At 73.3% G+C, this 15066-nt stretch carries 14 protein-coding genes; 7 read left to right on the top strand and 7 right to left on the bottom strand.

The features are described from left to right. Positions 1 to 56: 56 nt before the first annotated feature. Positions 57 to 470, top strand: a complete 414-nt coding sequence (locus tag ACI3ET_RS07895; RefSeq protein ID WP_405032462.1) for a hypothetical protein — start codon at positions 57 to 59, stop codon at positions 468 to 470. A gap of 31 nt (positions 471 to 501) precedes the next feature. Here the strand turns inward: ACI3ET_RS07895 and ACI3ET_RS07890 are convergent, their stop codons facing one another. From ACI3ET_RS07890 to ACI3ET_RS07880, 3 genes are all read right to left on the bottom strand, one after another. Beyond that, positions 502 to 1614, bottom strand: a complete 1113-nt coding sequence (locus ACI3ET_RS07890; protein WP_405032461.1) for an aspartate-semialdehyde dehydrogenase — start codon at positions 1612 to 1614, stop codon at positions 502 to 504. After that, on the bottom strand, positions 1611 to 2882 hold the full coding sequence (locus ACI3ET_RS07885; protein ID WP_405032460.1) for an aspartate kinase: 1272 nt from the start codon (positions 2880 to 2882) through the stop codon (positions 1611 to 1613). Before ACI3ET_RS07885 ends, ACI3ET_RS07890 begins: the two co-directional genes overlap by 4 nt. Positions 2883 to 3014: 132 nt before the next feature. Next, on the bottom strand, positions 3015 to 3788 hold the full coding sequence (locus ACI3ET_RS07880) for a YwiC-like family protein (protein WP_405032459.1): 774 nt from the start codon (positions 3786 to 3788) through the stop codon (positions 3015 to 3017). 345 nt (positions 3789 to 4133) lie between these two features. Between ACI3ET_RS07880 and recA the strand changes: the two genes are divergently transcribed. Beyond that, positions 4134 to 5174, top strand: coding sequence for a recombinase RecA (gene recA / locus ACI3ET_RS07875; RefSeq protein ID WP_463671517.1), 1041 nt, complete (start codon positions 4134 to 4136; stop codon positions 5172 to 5174). Then, positions 5174 to 5767 carry a regulatory protein RecX gene (locus ACI3ET_RS07870; protein ID WP_405032457.1) on the top strand — a complete coding sequence of 198 codons (594 nt, stop codon included), beginning with the start codon at positions 5174 to 5176 and terminating at the stop codon, positions 5765 to 5767. The genes recA and ACI3ET_RS07870 overlap by 1 nt, the downstream gene beginning before the upstream one ends. A gap of 34 nt (positions 5768 to 5801) precedes the next feature. On the opposite strand, the gene ACI3ET_RS07865 is transcribed toward ACI3ET_RS07870, so the two are convergent. Continuing rightward, positions 5802 to 6356, bottom strand: coding sequence for a DUF5709 domain-containing protein (locus ACI3ET_RS07865; protein WP_405032456.1), 555 nt, complete (start codon positions 6354 to 6356; stop codon positions 5802 to 5804). 107 nt (positions 6357 to 6463) lie between these two features. On the opposite strand from ACI3ET_RS07865, the gene ACI3ET_RS07860 reads away from it, so the two are divergent. Continuing rightward, positions 6464 to 7210 carry a YoaK family protein gene (locus ACI3ET_RS07860; protein ID WP_405032657.1) on the top strand — a complete coding sequence of 249 codons (747 nt, stop codon included), beginning with the start codon at positions 6464 to 6466 and terminating at the stop codon, positions 7208 to 7210. A 23-nt stretch (positions 7211 to 7233) separates the two neighbouring features. Then, the gene (miaB, locus tag ACI3ET_RS07855) at positions 7234 to 8754 is read left to right on the top strand and encodes a tRNA (N6-isopentenyl adenosine(37)-C2)-methylthiotransferase MiaB (protein ID WP_405032455.1); all 1521 of its coding nucleotides are present in this window, start codon (positions 7234 to 7236) and stop codon (positions 8752 to 8754) included. A gap of 60 nt (positions 8755 to 8814) precedes the next feature. On the opposite strand, the gene ACI3ET_RS07850 is transcribed toward miaB, so the two are convergent. After that, entirely contained in the window at positions 8815 to 8964 is a 150-nt protein-coding gene (locus ACI3ET_RS07850) for a hypothetical protein (RefSeq protein ID WP_405032454.1), read from the bottom strand. Between the two features lie 307 nt (positions 8965 to 9271). After that, entirely contained in the window at positions 9272 to 9832 is a 561-nt protein-coding gene (locus ACI3ET_RS07845) for a PGPGW domain-containing protein (RefSeq protein WP_405032452.1), read from the bottom strand. 68 nt (positions 9833 to 9900) lie between these two features. Between ACI3ET_RS07845 and ACI3ET_RS07840 the strand changes: the two genes are divergently transcribed. Continuing rightward, positions 9901 to 10677, top strand: coding sequence for a GNAT family N-acetyltransferase (locus ACI3ET_RS07840; RefSeq protein ID WP_405032451.1), 777 nt, complete (start codon positions 9901 to 9903; stop codon positions 10675 to 10677). A 21-nt stretch (positions 10678 to 10698) separates the two neighbouring features. Next, positions 10699 to 11124, top strand: a complete 426-nt coding sequence (locus tag ACI3ET_RS07835) for a hypothetical protein (protein WP_405032449.1) — start codon at positions 10699 to 10701, stop codon at positions 11122 to 11124. Here the strand turns inward: ACI3ET_RS07835 and ACI3ET_RS07830 are convergent. Beyond that, positions 11099 to 14890, bottom strand: a complete 3792-nt coding sequence (locus ACI3ET_RS07830; protein WP_405032656.1) for an FtsK/SpoIIIE domain-containing protein — start codon at positions 14888 to 14890, stop codon at positions 11099 to 11101. The genes ACI3ET_RS07835 and ACI3ET_RS07830 overlap by 26 nt on opposite strands. Between the last annotated feature and the right edge of the window lie 176 nt (positions 14891 to 15066).

Raw genomic sequence — 15066 nt, 5'->3', positions numbered from 1 at the left:
GCGGGTCCGGCTGCGCTCGGGGTGCGCGGCGGGGAGCACAGGGGCACACTCGGGGGATGACCGATCAGACTCCCGCCCCAGACCTCACCGAGGACGAGCAGACCCTCGTCCGCCGCTCCGCGTTCGGCGCGATCGCCCTGGTGTCCCAGGCGGACCCCGGGTTCTTCGCGATGTTCAAGGAGTCGATGGCCGGCTCCCAGGCACTGCAGCAGGCGCCCGAGGGCGTCAAGGAGCTGCTGAGGGAGGGCGGCCTGCCCACCCCGCCGCGGGGCAGCAAGGAGGAGGTCCGCGCCACCATCTTGGCCGAGCTCGGCCAGGCGATGGACGTGCTGCGGGCGAAGGTGCCGGCGCAGGCCGACGGATACCGCGACGTCGTCCTGGCCGCGGCCGACCAGGTCGCCGCTGCCGCGGACGGGGTGGCCGCGGAGGAGCAGGCGGTCATCGCGGAGATCCGCAGCGCGCTCTCCTGAGCAGGGCCTGGACGCCACACTCCCTGCGGGCTCAGAGCAGACCGCGCTCCAGCATGACCTCGGCGATCTGGACGGCGTTGAGGGCCGCGCCCTTGCGCAGGTTGTCGTTCGACACGAACATCACCAGACCGCGTCCGTCCGGCACCGACTGGTCGGTGCGGATCCGCCCGACGTAGGACGGGTCCTGGCCGGCGGCTGCCAGGGGGGTCGGAACGTCGGCCAGCTCGACGCCGGGGGCCTCCGCGAGCAGCGTGGTGGCCCGTGCAGGCGTGATCGCCCGGGCGAACTCCGCATGGATCGCCAGGCTGTGACCGGTGAAGACCGGGACGCGCACGCAGGTGCCCGAGACGGCGAGGGCGGGGATCCCGAGGATCTTGCGCGACTCGGTGCGCAGCTTGACCTCCTCGGAGGTCTCCCCGTCCTCGACGAGGTCACCGGCGAGGGCGACGACGTTGAACGCGATGGGGGCCACGTAGGCCTTCGGCCCGGGCAGCACCACGGAGGCGCCGTCGTGGGTGAGCCCCTCGATCGGGGCGTCGGCGGCCACCCCGGCACGGACCTGGCCCCCGAGCTCCTCCACCCCGGCGAGCCCGGAGCCGGACACGGCCTGGTAGGTGGCGACGCGCAGGCGCTCCAGCCCGGCCTCCGCGTGGAGGGGGCGCAGCACCGGCATCGCGGCCATGGTCGTGCAGTTGGGATTGGCGACGATCCGCCGGCCACCCCCGCCGACCGCCTGCTGCAGGTCGTCCGGGTTGACCTCGCTGACGACCAGCGGCACGGCGTCGTCCATCCGCCACGCGGAGGAGTTGTCGACGACCACGGCGCCAGCCTCGGCGAAGCGGGGGGCGTGCGTCCTGGACGCGCTGCCGCCGGCGGAGAAGAGCGCGACGTCGATGCCCGAGAGGTCCGCCGTCGCGACGTCCTCGACCACGATCTGGCGCGCTTCGTCATACCCGGCGATGCCGTTGGGCGACCCGTCCCAGGCCAGCGTGGTGCCGGCCGAGCGGGAGGAGGCGAGGTAGCGCACCGAGGCGACGGGGAAGCCGCGCTCGGAGAGCAGTCGGCGCATCACCGCGCCCACCTGCCCCGTCGCGCCGACCAGGGCGACGTGCAGGTGCGTCCTGTGCTGCGGCTTCCTGCTCACCGGCCCGTCCCGCCGTAGACCACGGCCTCGGCCTCGGCGTCCAGGTCGAACGCCGTGTGCACCGCACGCACGCCGGCCTCGAGGTCGGCCTGGTCGCAGATCACGGAGATCCGGATCTCGGAGGTGCTGATCATCTCGATGTTGACGCCGGCCTCGGCGAGTGCGGAGAAGAGGCGCGCAGCGACCGAGGGGTTGGACCGCATCCCGGCACCGACGAGGGAGAGCTTGCCGACATGGCTGGTGTAGAGCACGTCGCTGAACCCCATCTCGGCCTGCAGCCCCCGCACGGCGGCCACCGTGGTCTGCCCGTCCGTCTCCGGGATGGTGAACGAGATGTCCGACGTGGCGGCGTCGGACGTCGAGACGTTCTGGACGATCATGTCGACCGACACGCCCGCCCGCGACACGGCACCGACCACCGCGGCGGCAGCCCCCGGACGGTCCGGGATGCCGACGGCGGTGACCTTGCCCAACGACCTGTCGTGGGCGATGCCGGAGATGATGGGTTCTTCCATGGTGTCCTCCGTGAGGGGTCGGCCGACCAGGATCCACGTGCCCTCCTTGTCGGAGAAGCTGCTGCGGACGTGGAGCGGCACGTGGAACCGGCGCGCGTACTCCACCGCGCGCAGGTGCAGGATCTTGGCGCCGTGCGCCGCCATCTCGAGGGTCTCCTCGATGGTGAGGCGGGTGACGGGTCGGGCGCTGGGCACGATGCGGGGGTCGGCGGTGTAGAGGCCGTCGACGTCGGTGTAGATCTCGCAGACGTCCGCGTCGAGGGCGGCAGCGAGGGCGACGGCGGTGGTGTCCGAGCCACCGCGGCCCAGCGTCGTGATGTCGTCGTCGGTGCTGATGCCCTGGAAACCGGCGACGATCGCCACACGGCCCTCGTCGAGGGCGAGCCGGACGCGGGCGGGCTGGACGTCGAGGAGCCGGGCGCGCCCGTGGGCGGTGTCGGTGCGCATGCCGGCCTGGGCCCCGGTGAAGCTCTTGGCCGGGACCCCGAGCTTCTCGATGGCCATCGCGAGGAGAGCCATGGAGATCCGCTCGCCGGCCGAGAGCAGCATGTCCATCTCCCGCTGCGGCGGGACGCCGGGTGAGACCTGGGCGGCGAGGTCGAGCAGCTCGTCCGTCGTGTCGCCCATCGCGGAGACCACGACGGCGACCTGGTTGCCGGCCTGGTGGGAGGAGACGACGCGGCCGGCGACGCGGCGCATCGCCTCGGCGTCGGAGACGGACGATCCGCCGAACTTCATCACGAGCAGAGCCATGGGACTTCCTGGGGAGGGTTCCTGGGGGCGTGGGGTGGTGCGCTGACGGCGGCGTCGGGCGTCCCGGGGTCGCACCAGTGTAGTGCTCCCGCACGCCCTGCCTTGACGCAGGGGAAGCGTTCTTCGGTCCGCTCAGACCAGCAGCAGAGCCGCGCTCGCCACCACGAGCGTCCAGCCGATCTCTCCGACGCCCAGGCGGGCCGGGCTCCAGCCGAGCCGGGGGAGCAGGGCCGCACGGGCCGCGAGCGCGAACCCGGTCGTCGCGAGGACCGGCCCTGCTGGTGCGGGGAGGAGGAGAGCCAGCGCGGCGACGAGGAGGTGGTAGGTCACCGAGACGACGAGGAAGGAGGTGTTGTCTCGCTCGCGGATCGCGCTCTTGACGTAGAACACGGTGCCGACGAAGTAGCAGGCGAGCACGGCGGTCAGCAGCCAGGCGCGCGTCCGGTCCTGGGTGCCCCCCAGGTCGTAGGCGACCAGGGTCATGAGGCTGGACCCGGCACTGGTGGCCAGCCCGCTGACCAGGGCCCGTTCGTGGCGGGTCGCCGAGGCGACCAGGCCGACCCCCAGCGGCAGGATGAACAGCGGGGTCCAGCGCAGCAGGCCCGGTGAGACGGTGAGCAGCGCGAGCCCCAGCCCTGCCGCGAGCAGCAGGTAGGCACGAACGGGCGCCAGGTAGCGGCTCCTGCGCCGCGCCTTCAGCCACAGCCCCGTCGCGAAGAACGCGAGGTAGCCGGCGAACCAGAAGGCCGCGAGGAGCAGGTGCGCGGGTCGGGGGCCCGAGGCGAGCGCGCCGACCAGCAGGGGAGTGGCGAGCATCGCCCAGGCGCCGTGCTGGTGGGGCACCCAGCCGGGCGAACGACGACGACGCGCAGGACGTCGCTGGACCGGGGGCGCGGTCGTGCTCACCCCTTCAGGCTAGGCCGCGCCAGGGTGCCGCGACACGCCGGGTCGGGGATGCTTGTGTCGTACAAACTTTCGATTACCGTTGTCCACACGGTGCCGCCGCAGGCACCCGACGTCCACAGGTATGTCGTGGACGGCCGGGTCTGTCGGTGGGGGCGCCTAGCGTCTGACTCAGACCCGGACCAGGGCCTCCACGAGGAGGCGGCGGCCGGAGGTCGGTCGAAGGTAGGCGCGCCCACCACGAGGACGAAGGAGCATGACATGGCCACGAAGATCGCACCTGGCGGCGCACGCAACGGTGCAGCCGCGGTAGCCGGCAGCGACAGGCAGCGGGCGCTCGACTCTGTGATGGCGCAGATCGAGAAGCAGCACGGCAAGGGCTCGGTCATGCGGCTGGGTGACGAGACCCGCCCCCCGATCAAGGTCATCCCCACCGGGTCGATCGCCCTGGACGTCGCCCTCGGGGTCGGTGGGCTGCCGCGGGGCCGGGTGGTGGAGATCTACGGCCCGGAGTCCAGCGGAAAGACCACCGTGGCGCTGCACGCGGTCGCGAGCGCGCAGAAGGCCGGCGGCATCGCCGCCTTCATCGACGCCGAGCACGCCCTCGACCCTGACTACGCCAAGGCGCTCGGCGTCGACACCGACGCCCTGCTCGTGAGCCAGCCGGACACCGGTGAGCAGGCGCTGGAGATCGCGGACATGCTGATCCGCTCGGGGGCCCTGGACATCATCGTCATCGACTCGGTCGCCGCCCTGGTGCCCCGGGCCGAGATCGAGGGGGAGATGGGGGACAGCCACGTCGGCCTGCAGGCCCGGCTGATGTCCCAGGCGCTGCGCAAGATCACCGGTGCCCTGAGCAACACCGGCACCACCGCGATCTTCATCAACCAGCTCCGCGAGAAGATCGGCGTGATGTTCGGCTCGCCGGAGACGACGACCGGTGGCAAGGCGCTGAAGTTCTACGCCTCGGTGCGCATCGACGTCCGCCGGATCGAGACCCTGAAGGACGGCACGGACGCGGTCGGCAACCGGACCCGCGCCAAGGTCGTCAAGAACAAGGTGGCGCCCCCCTTCAAGCAGGCAGAGTTCGACATCCTCTACGGGCAGGGCATCTCCCGGGAGGGCGGTCTGATCGACATGGGGGTGGACCACGGCTTCGTGCGCAAGGCCGGTGCCTGGTACACCTACGAGGGTGAGCAGATGGGGCAGGGCAAGGAGAACGCCCGTCAGTTCCTCAAGGACAACCCCGACATCGCCGACACCATCGACCGCAACATCAAGGCCAAGCTCGGGATCGGTGTGCCGGTCGCCGGGGCTGTCCTGCCCGGCGCGGACGACCTTCCGGACGGGGTCGACCCCGTCACCGGTGAGGTCTCGGTCGACTTCTGATGGCCGAGGCAGACCGGCTGTCTGCGGCACGGCAGGTGCTGGCGGAGGCGGAGTCCGCCGCCAGCGCGGCCGCGCCGCGGTCAGCGGGGCCGGGGACCGCAGAGAGCAGTGCTGACCCTGCGTCCGTCGCTCGTCGGATCGTGCTGCGGCAGCTCGCGATGGGTCCGCGCACGCGTCGGCAGCTCGAGGACAAGCTGCGCGACCGTGGGTGCGCCCCCGAGGTGGCTGCCAGCGTGCTCGACCGGATGGGGGAGGTCGGCCTCGTCGACGACGAGGCCTTCGCCGAGATGTTCGTCCGCTCCCGTCAGGAGACCAAGGGCCTCGCGGCCGTGGCGCTGCGTCGTGAGCTGCGCGACAGGGGGGTGGCGGACGAGGTCGTCGATGCCGCCCTCGAGGAGATCGACCCGGAGCGGGAGAAGGACCAGGCCCGCGCCCTGGTCGTCCGTCGACTGCGGACGATGCGCGGCCTGGACCGGGACGTCCAGACCCGGCGCCTGGCAGGCTTCCTCGCCAGGAAGGGCTACGGGTCCGGCGTGTCGTTCCAGGTGATCCGCGAGGCGCTGGACGACCTTCCCGAGCACGCGCGGGACTGACCCACGCGGAGGAACCGTCACTGCCGTGAAGCAGTCACTCGTCCTCGTCGGGAGCCGGCGCGTCCGAGGGGTCCCACTCCACCTCGGTCAGGGTCTCGTCGGCGTCGTCGTCCACGAAGTGCATCGCCGACTCCTCCGGAGAGTCCCAGCTGGTCGCGCGCCCCTCGCGGGCGACCATCCGTGCCTCGCGGTCCTGGTAGCGCCCCTCGTCGGGACCGATCAGACGACCCACGCGACGGTCGTCGCCACCGTAGTGGTCCAGGTCGGCGCGGATCGCGTCGGGGTCGTCGCCCCCCACCATGCCGTCGTCCTTCTCGTCCATGCCCGACTCGTTGTCGGGGGCGCCGTACGCGGAGTAGGGGTCGGCCACCTCCTGGCGGACCCGCTGGTCGATGGTCTCCTCGCGCAGCTGCTCCTCGGCCGTGATGCCGAAGGCGACCGACCCCTGCAGCCGGTCCGGCGGGGCGTACCCACGGTCGAGCGGGTCACCGTCGCCCATCAGCGTGTCCTCGGCAGACAGCTGATCCTCGTCGTCCACGCTGAAGATGCCCATCTCGTCGCCGATGCTCTCGCGGTCGTTGGCAATCATCGTCGCTCCTTCGCGGACGGGCTGTTCTCGTGGTCTCATCCTACGTCCGCACTACAGTGGGTGGCCGTGAAGGTCACCACTCCCGCCCCTGTGACAGTGGTCTCGTGATGTGGCAGGTGTGGGTCCTCGCGGCGTCGCGCCGCACCCCCACGCTCAACCGGCACCTGGCCTACCACCTCGCCTGGGTCGCGGGCGTCCTCAACTCCGTCGGGTTCGTCGCCGTCGGCTTCTACACCTCGCACATGACGGGCATCACCGCCAGCGTCGCCGACCACCTGGTCCTCGGCGGGTGGCGGATCGTCTGGCTCGGCGTGGTCGCCCTCGCCTTCTTCCTCCTCGGCGCCATGACGTGCGCGGTCCAGTTCAACTGGGCCCGCCGCAGGCCCCACCACCACGACCAGCGCTTCGCCCTGGTCCTGCTGACCGAGGCGGTGCTCGTGCTGCTGGTCGGCGGTATCGCCGACCAGGTCACCTGGGGCGCCCGGGTGTGGCCGCTGGTCGCGACCCTCGGCTTCATCATGGGCCTGCAGAACGCGCTGATCACCAAGGTCTCCGACGCGACGATCCGCACCACCCACGTCACCGGCATGGTGACCGACATCGGCATAGAGCTCGGCAAGGGCCTCTACCGCAACCGGCTGGCCCCGGACGTCGCCGTCCCGGTGCAGGCAGACCTCGGCAAGCTGTGGATGCTGTCGGCCCTGGTGGCCCTCTTCTTCGTCGGGGGGCTGATGGGAGCCGCCGGATACCTGCTCGCGGGCTTCGTCGTCGTCCTGGTGCCGGCGGCCCTGCTGTTCGCGATGGCGCTGCCTCCGCTGGTGCTGGCCCGCCGCGCCGCGCGGGAGACTGCCTGAGCGCGGTTACCCTGGTGGGTGCGATGAACACCACCAAGACCTACGACGTCCGCACCCACGGCTGCCAGATGAACGTGCACGACTCCGAGCGGCTCGCCGGCCTCCTGGAGACGGCCGGCTACGTCGACCTGGCCAGCGTGCCCGCGGCGCAGCGCGCTGACGTCGCCGACGTGGTGGTGTTCAACACCTGCGCCGTGCGGGAGAACGCCGCGAACAAGCTCTACGGCAACCTGGGTCAGCTGCGGCCCGCCAAGCTCGCCAACCCCGACCTGCAGATCGCGGTCGGCGGGTGCCTCGCGCAGAAGGACCGCGCCACGATCGTCGAGCGCGCCCCCTGGGTCGACGTCGTCTTCGGCACCCACAACGTCGGCTCGCTGCCCGCGCTGCTGGACCGGGCCCGCCACAACAGGGCGGCCGAGGTCGAGATCCTCGAGTCGCTCGAGGTCTTCCCCTCCACCCTCCCCACCCGGCGCGACTCGGCCTACGCCGCCTGGGTGTCCATCTCCGTCGGCTGCAACAACACGTGCACGTTCTGCATCGTGCCCGCGCTGCGGGGCACGGAGAAGGACCGCCGCCCCGGTGAGATCCTCGCCGAGATCGAGGCGCTCGTCGCCCAGGGGGTCGTCGAGATCACCCTGCTGGGGCAGAACGTCAACACCTACGGCGTGGAGTTCGGCGATCGGCTCGCGTTCGGCAAGCTGCTCCGCGCGTGCGGCGAGGTCGCGGGGCTGGAGCGCGTGCGCTTCACCAGCCCGCACCCCGCCGCCTTCACCGACGACGTCGTCGCGGCGATGGCGGAGACGGCCAACGTGATGCCCAGCCTGCACATGCCCCTGCAGTCGGGGTCCGACCGGGTGCTGCGCGCGATGCGACGGTCCTACCGCAGCGAGCGCTTCCTGGGGATCATCGACCGGGTCCGTGAGCAGATCCCGGACGCGGCGATCACCACCGACATCATCGTCGGCTTCCCTGGCGAGACGGAGGAGGACTTCCGGGCCACCCTGGACGTCGTACGCGCCTCCCGGTTCTCCAGCGCGTTCACCTTCCAGTACTCCGTCCGGCCCGGCACCCCCGCGGCGACCATGGAGGACCAGGTCCCCAAGGAGGTCGTCCAGGAGCGCTTCGAACGGCTCCTCGTCCTGCAGGAGGAGGTCAGCTGGGCCGGCAACCGTGAGCTCGAGGGGCGCCAGGTCGAGGTGCTGGTCGCGCCGGGCGAGGGACGCAAGGACGCCGAGACCCGCCGTCTGTCCGGACGGGCGCGCGACAACCGGCTCGTGCACTTCGCGGTGCCGGTCCCAGCCGATCGGCCCCGCCCCGGCGACGTGGTGACCGTCGCGGTCACCTACGGCGCGCCGCACCACCTCGTCGCGGACTCTGGCGTCCAGGGCGGGGTGTATGCCGTGCGCCGCACCCCCGGCGGCGACGCCTGGACCGCCCTGCAGGACGGTGCCACCCCGGGTGTGACGAGAAAGCCTGCCGTCAGCCTCGGCATCCCCTCCGTCGGCGCCCCACCCGTGCGCGCAGCACCTGTCTGCGACCCGTGACCGGATGCGTGGCGGGACGGGCCTGGGCGACACCGGCGGCGGGGTGCACCGCTCCGGTCGTCAGGCCTCCAGCTGGCGGAGCGCCTCGTCCAGCCGACGCGGGCGCGTGAGCCGCAGCACGGGGACGCCGTCGGGCTGCCTCTCCCATCCGCGCAGGCTCAGCCACCGGGGGTCGTCGAGGGCCACGACCATCTCGACCCGTGGCAGCACGACGTCGGACCACCCTGCCGTAGGCGGAGTCCAGGATCCACCGCTCGTCCGCGACCAGCCGGGCCGCGAGGTCGCGCTGGTGAGCCGGGTCGCGCTCGGTCCAGCCGGGCAGCCAGCCGATCTCCTCGTCGACCAGGTGCACCGGAAGGCGAGCGCCGCCGAGGCGCCCGGCAGCGGTGGACTGGCCGGAGCCCGTCAGGTCGTAGAGGGGCACCCTGCCGGCGCGGCGGAGATCGTCGACGCTCGCAGCCGTCACGCACTCATCCTGCGGCAGACCGCTGGTCGGGGCGCGTCCGCTCGGGGAGGGTCAGACGCGGCCGTGCCACACGCGGTCCCTGGCCCCCCTCATCCGGTTCAGCCGCAGGTGCGCCCGGCGACGGCGGGCCACCTTGGCGCGGTAGGCCCTCTCGTTCCGCTTCACCTCGGCCACCGCCTCCGGGCGGTCGTGGAAACGGTGCACGGAGTACGCGAGCAGGCCCAGGGCGAGCAGGGAGGAGCCGATGAGGGTGATGCCGACGGCTGGCCCCCCGAAGAGCCACCACGTCGGGGGCAGCATCCACCAGCTCGGTGGCGTGGGCGACCATATCCACAGGGCCCCGAACGCTCCTGCCGTGAGGGCGCCGAGGGTGGACAGCGTGATGCGCATCCAGTTCTCCACGCCCTCGGCCGCCGCGCGCCAGGCGTGCACCTTGACGGGCTCGGTCATCCGCTTCGCCCAGCCGTACTGCGTCGAGAGCACCGCCAGGCCCGCGACCGTCAGCAGCAGGCCGGGCCCCGGCAGGAAGAGCGCGAGGAAGCCGACAAGGAGCAGCGACCAGCCAAGGACCTCGAGCACGAGGCGTTTGGCGGCTTCGGTGGCGGCTCTCACGGCCTCAGGCTAGACGGGCCTGCTGACACCACCATGGGAGAGGCCGGGCGGAGGCTAGGCTGCGGCGGGTGACGTGGGTCCAGGTCGACCGGGGGGAGCTGCTGGAGCGCAGCGCACACGACCCCTACGTGCGGTGGGCGCTGCCGAGCGAGGTCATCGCGGTGGCCTCGGACCAGGGGTGGGCGTGCGTGGCACCGTGGCGCCGGGGGAGGAGTCACTGGGGCGGCGTCGCGGTGGTCCGCCCGTGGGCCGGTGAGCGTGCCGAGAGCGAGGCCTTCGCAGCGCTGGCCGAGCTGGCCGACCGTGACGGGGTGTCCGTCGAGTGGTTCTCGACCCACCACGAGCGTGGTCTGGTGATCCCCGCCGGGTACGTGACGGTCGGCGCGGGCTCCTGGGACTTCCTGTGGACCGACGACGTCCCCGCCGCCGACGGCAGCGTCGCGTTCCACGAGCTCCACGACGGCGACGACGCCACGCTCATCAGCACCTTCGGGCACGCGCACAACCCCGCGTTCGAGGGCTTTCCGGGTCACGGCCACGCCAGCCTGTGGCTCGCGGTCCGCGACGACGCCGGTGACCTGGTCGCCCTCGGGGGGGTCCACGAGCTGGCCTCGGGCATCCCGCACCTGTCGGGGATCGTGGTGCACACGGCCCACCGGGGTCGGGGCCTGGGGCGCGCCCTCACCGCCGAGCTCACCCGCCGGGCGATCGAGGAGGCGGGGGTGAGCACCCTGGGCGTCTACAGCGACAACATGCCCGCCCTCCGCCTCTACGAGCGGCTCGGCTACCGCACGGCCCACCGGTTCACGACGCGCTCCCTGGCGACCGTGGCCGACGCGGGCTGAGCGACGCCTACGATGAGCGGCGTGCCCACCGACCCCGGCGCGGCGGAGCCGCCGCCCCGCAACGCCACCACCGACCCGACGCCCCGGGAACGGGCTGCGGGTCAGGTGGCCACGCTCCTCGTCGGCGCGGAGGCGGTCGTCCTGCTCGGGATCGCCGCGTTCTACCTCTACGAGCTCGTGATCGGCGGGGGCACCGATCCCGTGGTCGTCGTCACGTCGGCCGTCACCATCCTGGTGTTCGCCCTCGGGCTCGGATACACGGCCAAGGGACTGCGGGCCCGCCACCCGCGCGCGCAGGCGCCGGCCATCGCGTTCAACTTCCTCATGGTGCCGCTGGGCATCGCCATGTTCGAGTTCGCGCCCTGGTGGCTCGCCGCTCCTGTGCTGCTCGCCGGTCTGGGTTCGGTGACCGCCACCTTCCTCATGGGTCGTCTCGGCGGGGACTGATCCCCGGCTGCGCGACCTGGACCCGCACGCACGAGCCGTCGAGGACCAGCACCCCCCGGCCCGGCAGACGCGGTTCGCCGACCGGGAGCCGCACGCCAAGCGGTCCGCCCTGGGCGGGGGAGGTGGGCTGCAGGACGACGCCCGTGCGGTGCCGTGCGACGTGCGGGACGAGACCGGTGAAGAGCACCGAGCACGCCTCGAGGTCTCCGCCGACGAGCAGCCGTCCGGCTGTGCGTGCGGACCACTCCAGCACGAGGTCCGCGGCCCTGCTGCGGGCCAGCAGGTGGGCATCGTCCACGACGACGGTCCCCCGGAACGCCTGGAGCGCGCTGTCGAGGCGCGCGTCCTCCCAGCGCCCTGGGCCCACCCTGAGCACGTCGCCGTCCCCGGCCCCGGAGACCAGCGCCTGGAGGGTGCCGCTCACCCCGGAGCGCGGGGGGCCGAGCACGAGGACCGAGCCCCCGGGGAGGGGCAGCGGCTCCGCGTCGTCACCACCGACCGCCCAGGGTCCTCCCGGCAAGACCGAGCGGGGCAGTGCGCGGACCTGCGGCGGGGGGAGGCCCGGGGGTCGCCTGTCCGGCGCCGGACCGGCCGTGTCGCCGGGCGCCTCGTCCGCAACGACGACCTGGGCGACGACGCCGTCGTGGGTGCGCACCAGCCGTCCGACCGGCTGGTCGCGGGGCAGCTGCTGCGGACGGAGGCCGGCGCGCAGCACGTCTCCCGGGTCGTGCAGGCGCAGCACCCACGTCTCGGCGATCAGACCAGCGACGGCGCCGGTCAACAGACCCCTTCCACCACTGAGCACCGCCACCACCCCCGCGCCGGGTCCTTCCCGCAGCAGCCGGAGCAGCAGGTCCACGCCGCGACCACGGTCCACGGGCTCGTGGGCCTCGACCCACCGCTCCCAGCCGTCGACGACGACCACCACCGGCTCGTGCCTGGCCCCGTCGGCCCGCCCACCGTCGGCCAGCCGGTCCTCGACCAGCTGACTCAGGACCTCCATCGTGCGCAGACCCTGGGCGACGTCGTCCGGGGCCACCCACGACCGCAGCCCGGGGTGCCGGGCGAGCTCGGAGGCCTCCAGCGACCTGCCCAGGTCCAGGACGTAGAGCCAGACCGGGCCGGCCCCCCGGACGAGCGAACGCAGGACCGTGCTCCGACCGGTGCGGCCCGAGCCGACGACCGCGATCGGGTCGTCCGGTCGCCACTGCAGCTCCTCTCGTCGCTGCCGGTCGGGGCGGTCCGCCACCGCCCACGCCCTGTCGTCGACGAGATCGGCGGTCGTCAGGGACGAGGGAAGCGGGGGCAACCACACCGTCGGCCGGAGGTGCCCTGCCTCTGCGGCTGCGTCGGTGAGGACCTGGGGCAGCTCGCCGAGCGTGCTCCCGCCCGGCCCCGCCGCACGCGGCGAGGGACGGCGCAGGCGGCGCCAGCCGTCCCAGACGTCCTCCGCCTCCTCGAGGTCCCAGGGGTCCTCCGGCACAGGCTCCGTCCCCGGAGCGGCCGGGGCGACCTGCAGGAGGCGGACCGGCGTGGCGCCCGTGCGCACCAGGGCGACGCCTGGCCGGCCCTCCGGCAGGTGGGCCGCGTCCGGGACCTCCAGCACGTCGAGGCTGTCGGCCGCGTCGCGGACCCGCAGCGCGATCCGCAGGTTGACGTTGGCCCGCAGGTCGGCAGAGACCACCCCTGCCGGCCGCTGCGTGGCGAGCACGAGGTGCACGCCCAGGCTGCGGCCGACGGTGGCGACACGGACGAGGCCGTCGAGGAACTCGGGCAGCTCCTCGGCGAGCACCCGGAACTCGTCGACGACCACGACCAGTCTCGGCACGTCCCGCCCGCGGTAGTCACGGACGTCCCGCACGCCCGCCTCCGCCAGCCGGGCCTCGCGCCGGCGCAGCTCGGCCCGCAGCGAGGTCAGCACCCGTTCGCCGAGATGGGGGTCGAGGTCGGTGACCAGGCCAGCGGTGTGCGGCATACCCGCGCACTCCCCGAGGGAGGAGCCACCCTTGTAGTCGACGAGCAGCAGGGCGAGGCGGTCCGGGGCGTTGCGCAGGGCCAGGGCGGTGACGAGGGTGCGCAGCAGCTCCGACTTGCCGGACCCGGTGGTCCCGGCGACGAGGGCGTGCGGCCCGTCGCGGACCAGGTCGACCTCGGCGACGGACCCGGACCCGTCCACGCCGACCGGCACCCGCAGACACGCCGGTCCCGACCACGCGGCGACGGCCCCGGCGACGTCCTCCGGCCAGGGCAGGAGGTCGCCCAGCGTCGTCGCGACGCGGTCAGGGGCGTGCGCGCCACCGGCGCCCGGTCCGAGGTCGGTGAGGCTGGCCATCGACCGGGCGAGGTGGCGGGCGCGAGACAGGGAGAGCAGCGTCGGGACGAAGCGCTGGTCCGACGCCCGCGGCCGGCGCAGCACGCCCTCGGTCGAGCTCACCAGGACGACCTGGGTCCGGTCCGGTGGCGCATCCTGGAGCCTGTCCACCAGGAGGAGGTCCTGCCCCCAGCGCAGGGACCGGGGCGGTGGGACGGCGGTGTCCTCGCGCGTATGGGGCAGCCAGGCGAGCAGGTCCCACCCCGTCCCGGGCAGGTCGTCGGGGCGCACGAGCAGCCCCAGGCGCGACGGACCGTGCGCGGTCGTGAGCTGGAGCAACCACGCGCGGACGGCAGCGTCGCGCAGCGCAGGCTCACCGACGACGACGACCGGCTCGGCGAGGTCCAGCACGAGCGGAGCGGTGGACAGGGTCGCTCTGCGGTCGTCGACCCGGACCCCACTCACGCAGGGGGCCTCGCCGAGGACCACCTCCAGCGGCTCCTCCGCCCGGTCCCACAGCTCGGTCGTCGGCAGGGGCACGAGAGACCTGACGACGCCGAGGAGGCCGGGGGCGAGCTGGCGGCGCACCTGCAGCTCGGCAGCGAGGCCACGGTCCTCCTGCTGCTCCAGGTCGAGGACCAGACCCTGGTGGTGAGCGAGGGCAGCCCGGTGCTCGAGCCGGGTCGCTCGGCGTTCTCCGAGGTGGTGGCCCAGCACCATGGCCGGAGCCATCAGCCCGAAGACGAGGAGCAGCGGCATCCGCAGCAGGCCCGCCGCGACCACGGCAGCCACGAGCGGCAGCCCCCAGGACCAGGCGCTGGGGGCGCGCACGGTCGCGAGGGCGGGAGGGTCGGGGGTCTGTAGGTGCACCTCGTCCAGCCGCGGCCGGGGTCGCGGCCAAGGTCGCAGCACCACGGTCCCCCCGGCGGCCGGGCCGCGCACCGGTGGGGGCGGGTCGGCGAGCAGAGCGAGACGCGACGCGCCCGCGACCACCGTCGTCCCCGGGGCCCAGCGCTGCCCGCCCCGCCCCTCGGTCGCCAGGCCGTTGGTCGAGCCCAGGTCCTCCAGCGTGACGCCGTCCCGTCCCTGCCTGACGCGCAGGTGCCGGCGCGACATCGTGGGATCGACCACGCTCAGGTCGCAGCCCGCCCCACGGCCCACGGTGAGCCAGCGTCCCGGGCGGAGGGGGGCGGAGGCCCCGGCGTCGGGGCCGGCGACCACCACCACCCGCGGACCGGCGCTGCCGTCGAGGCTGCGTCCGGGACCGTCGGCGGGCATGCCGGTCGCGCCGACCCGTGCGGGCACCGCATACCCGTGGCGGAGGGGCTCTGCCGGGTCCGGACCAGGTCCTGTGCCCCCCATCCCGAGGCGGGTCCGCAGCTCCTGCACGGTGGACGTGTCGGGGCAGCGGACGACGACGTGCTGCGGCCCGGTCAGACCCGGTGCGGTGACCATCACTCTCACGCCCCCATGCTGCGGGAGAAGGCGCTGCGGCCGCCCTCGTCGTCCACAGGTCACGGTTGTCCACAGGCTTCGTTCGGTTTTGGTCAGGGGTTGGCAAAATGCCTTTACAGTCCGGTGGTGGGCACGCTCAGATGGGTGCCGGGGAGGGCCTGGGGCGCTCCATGACG

The sequence above is a fragment of the Ornithinimicrobium jinqii genome, from assembly GCF_045032595.1.
Lineage (GTDB): Bacteria > Actinomycetota > Actinomycetes > Actinomycetales > Dermatophilaceae > Ornithinicoccus.
Note: the sequence above shows the minus strand (reverse complement) of the source record. Positions and strands in the feature narration are given on the sequence as shown.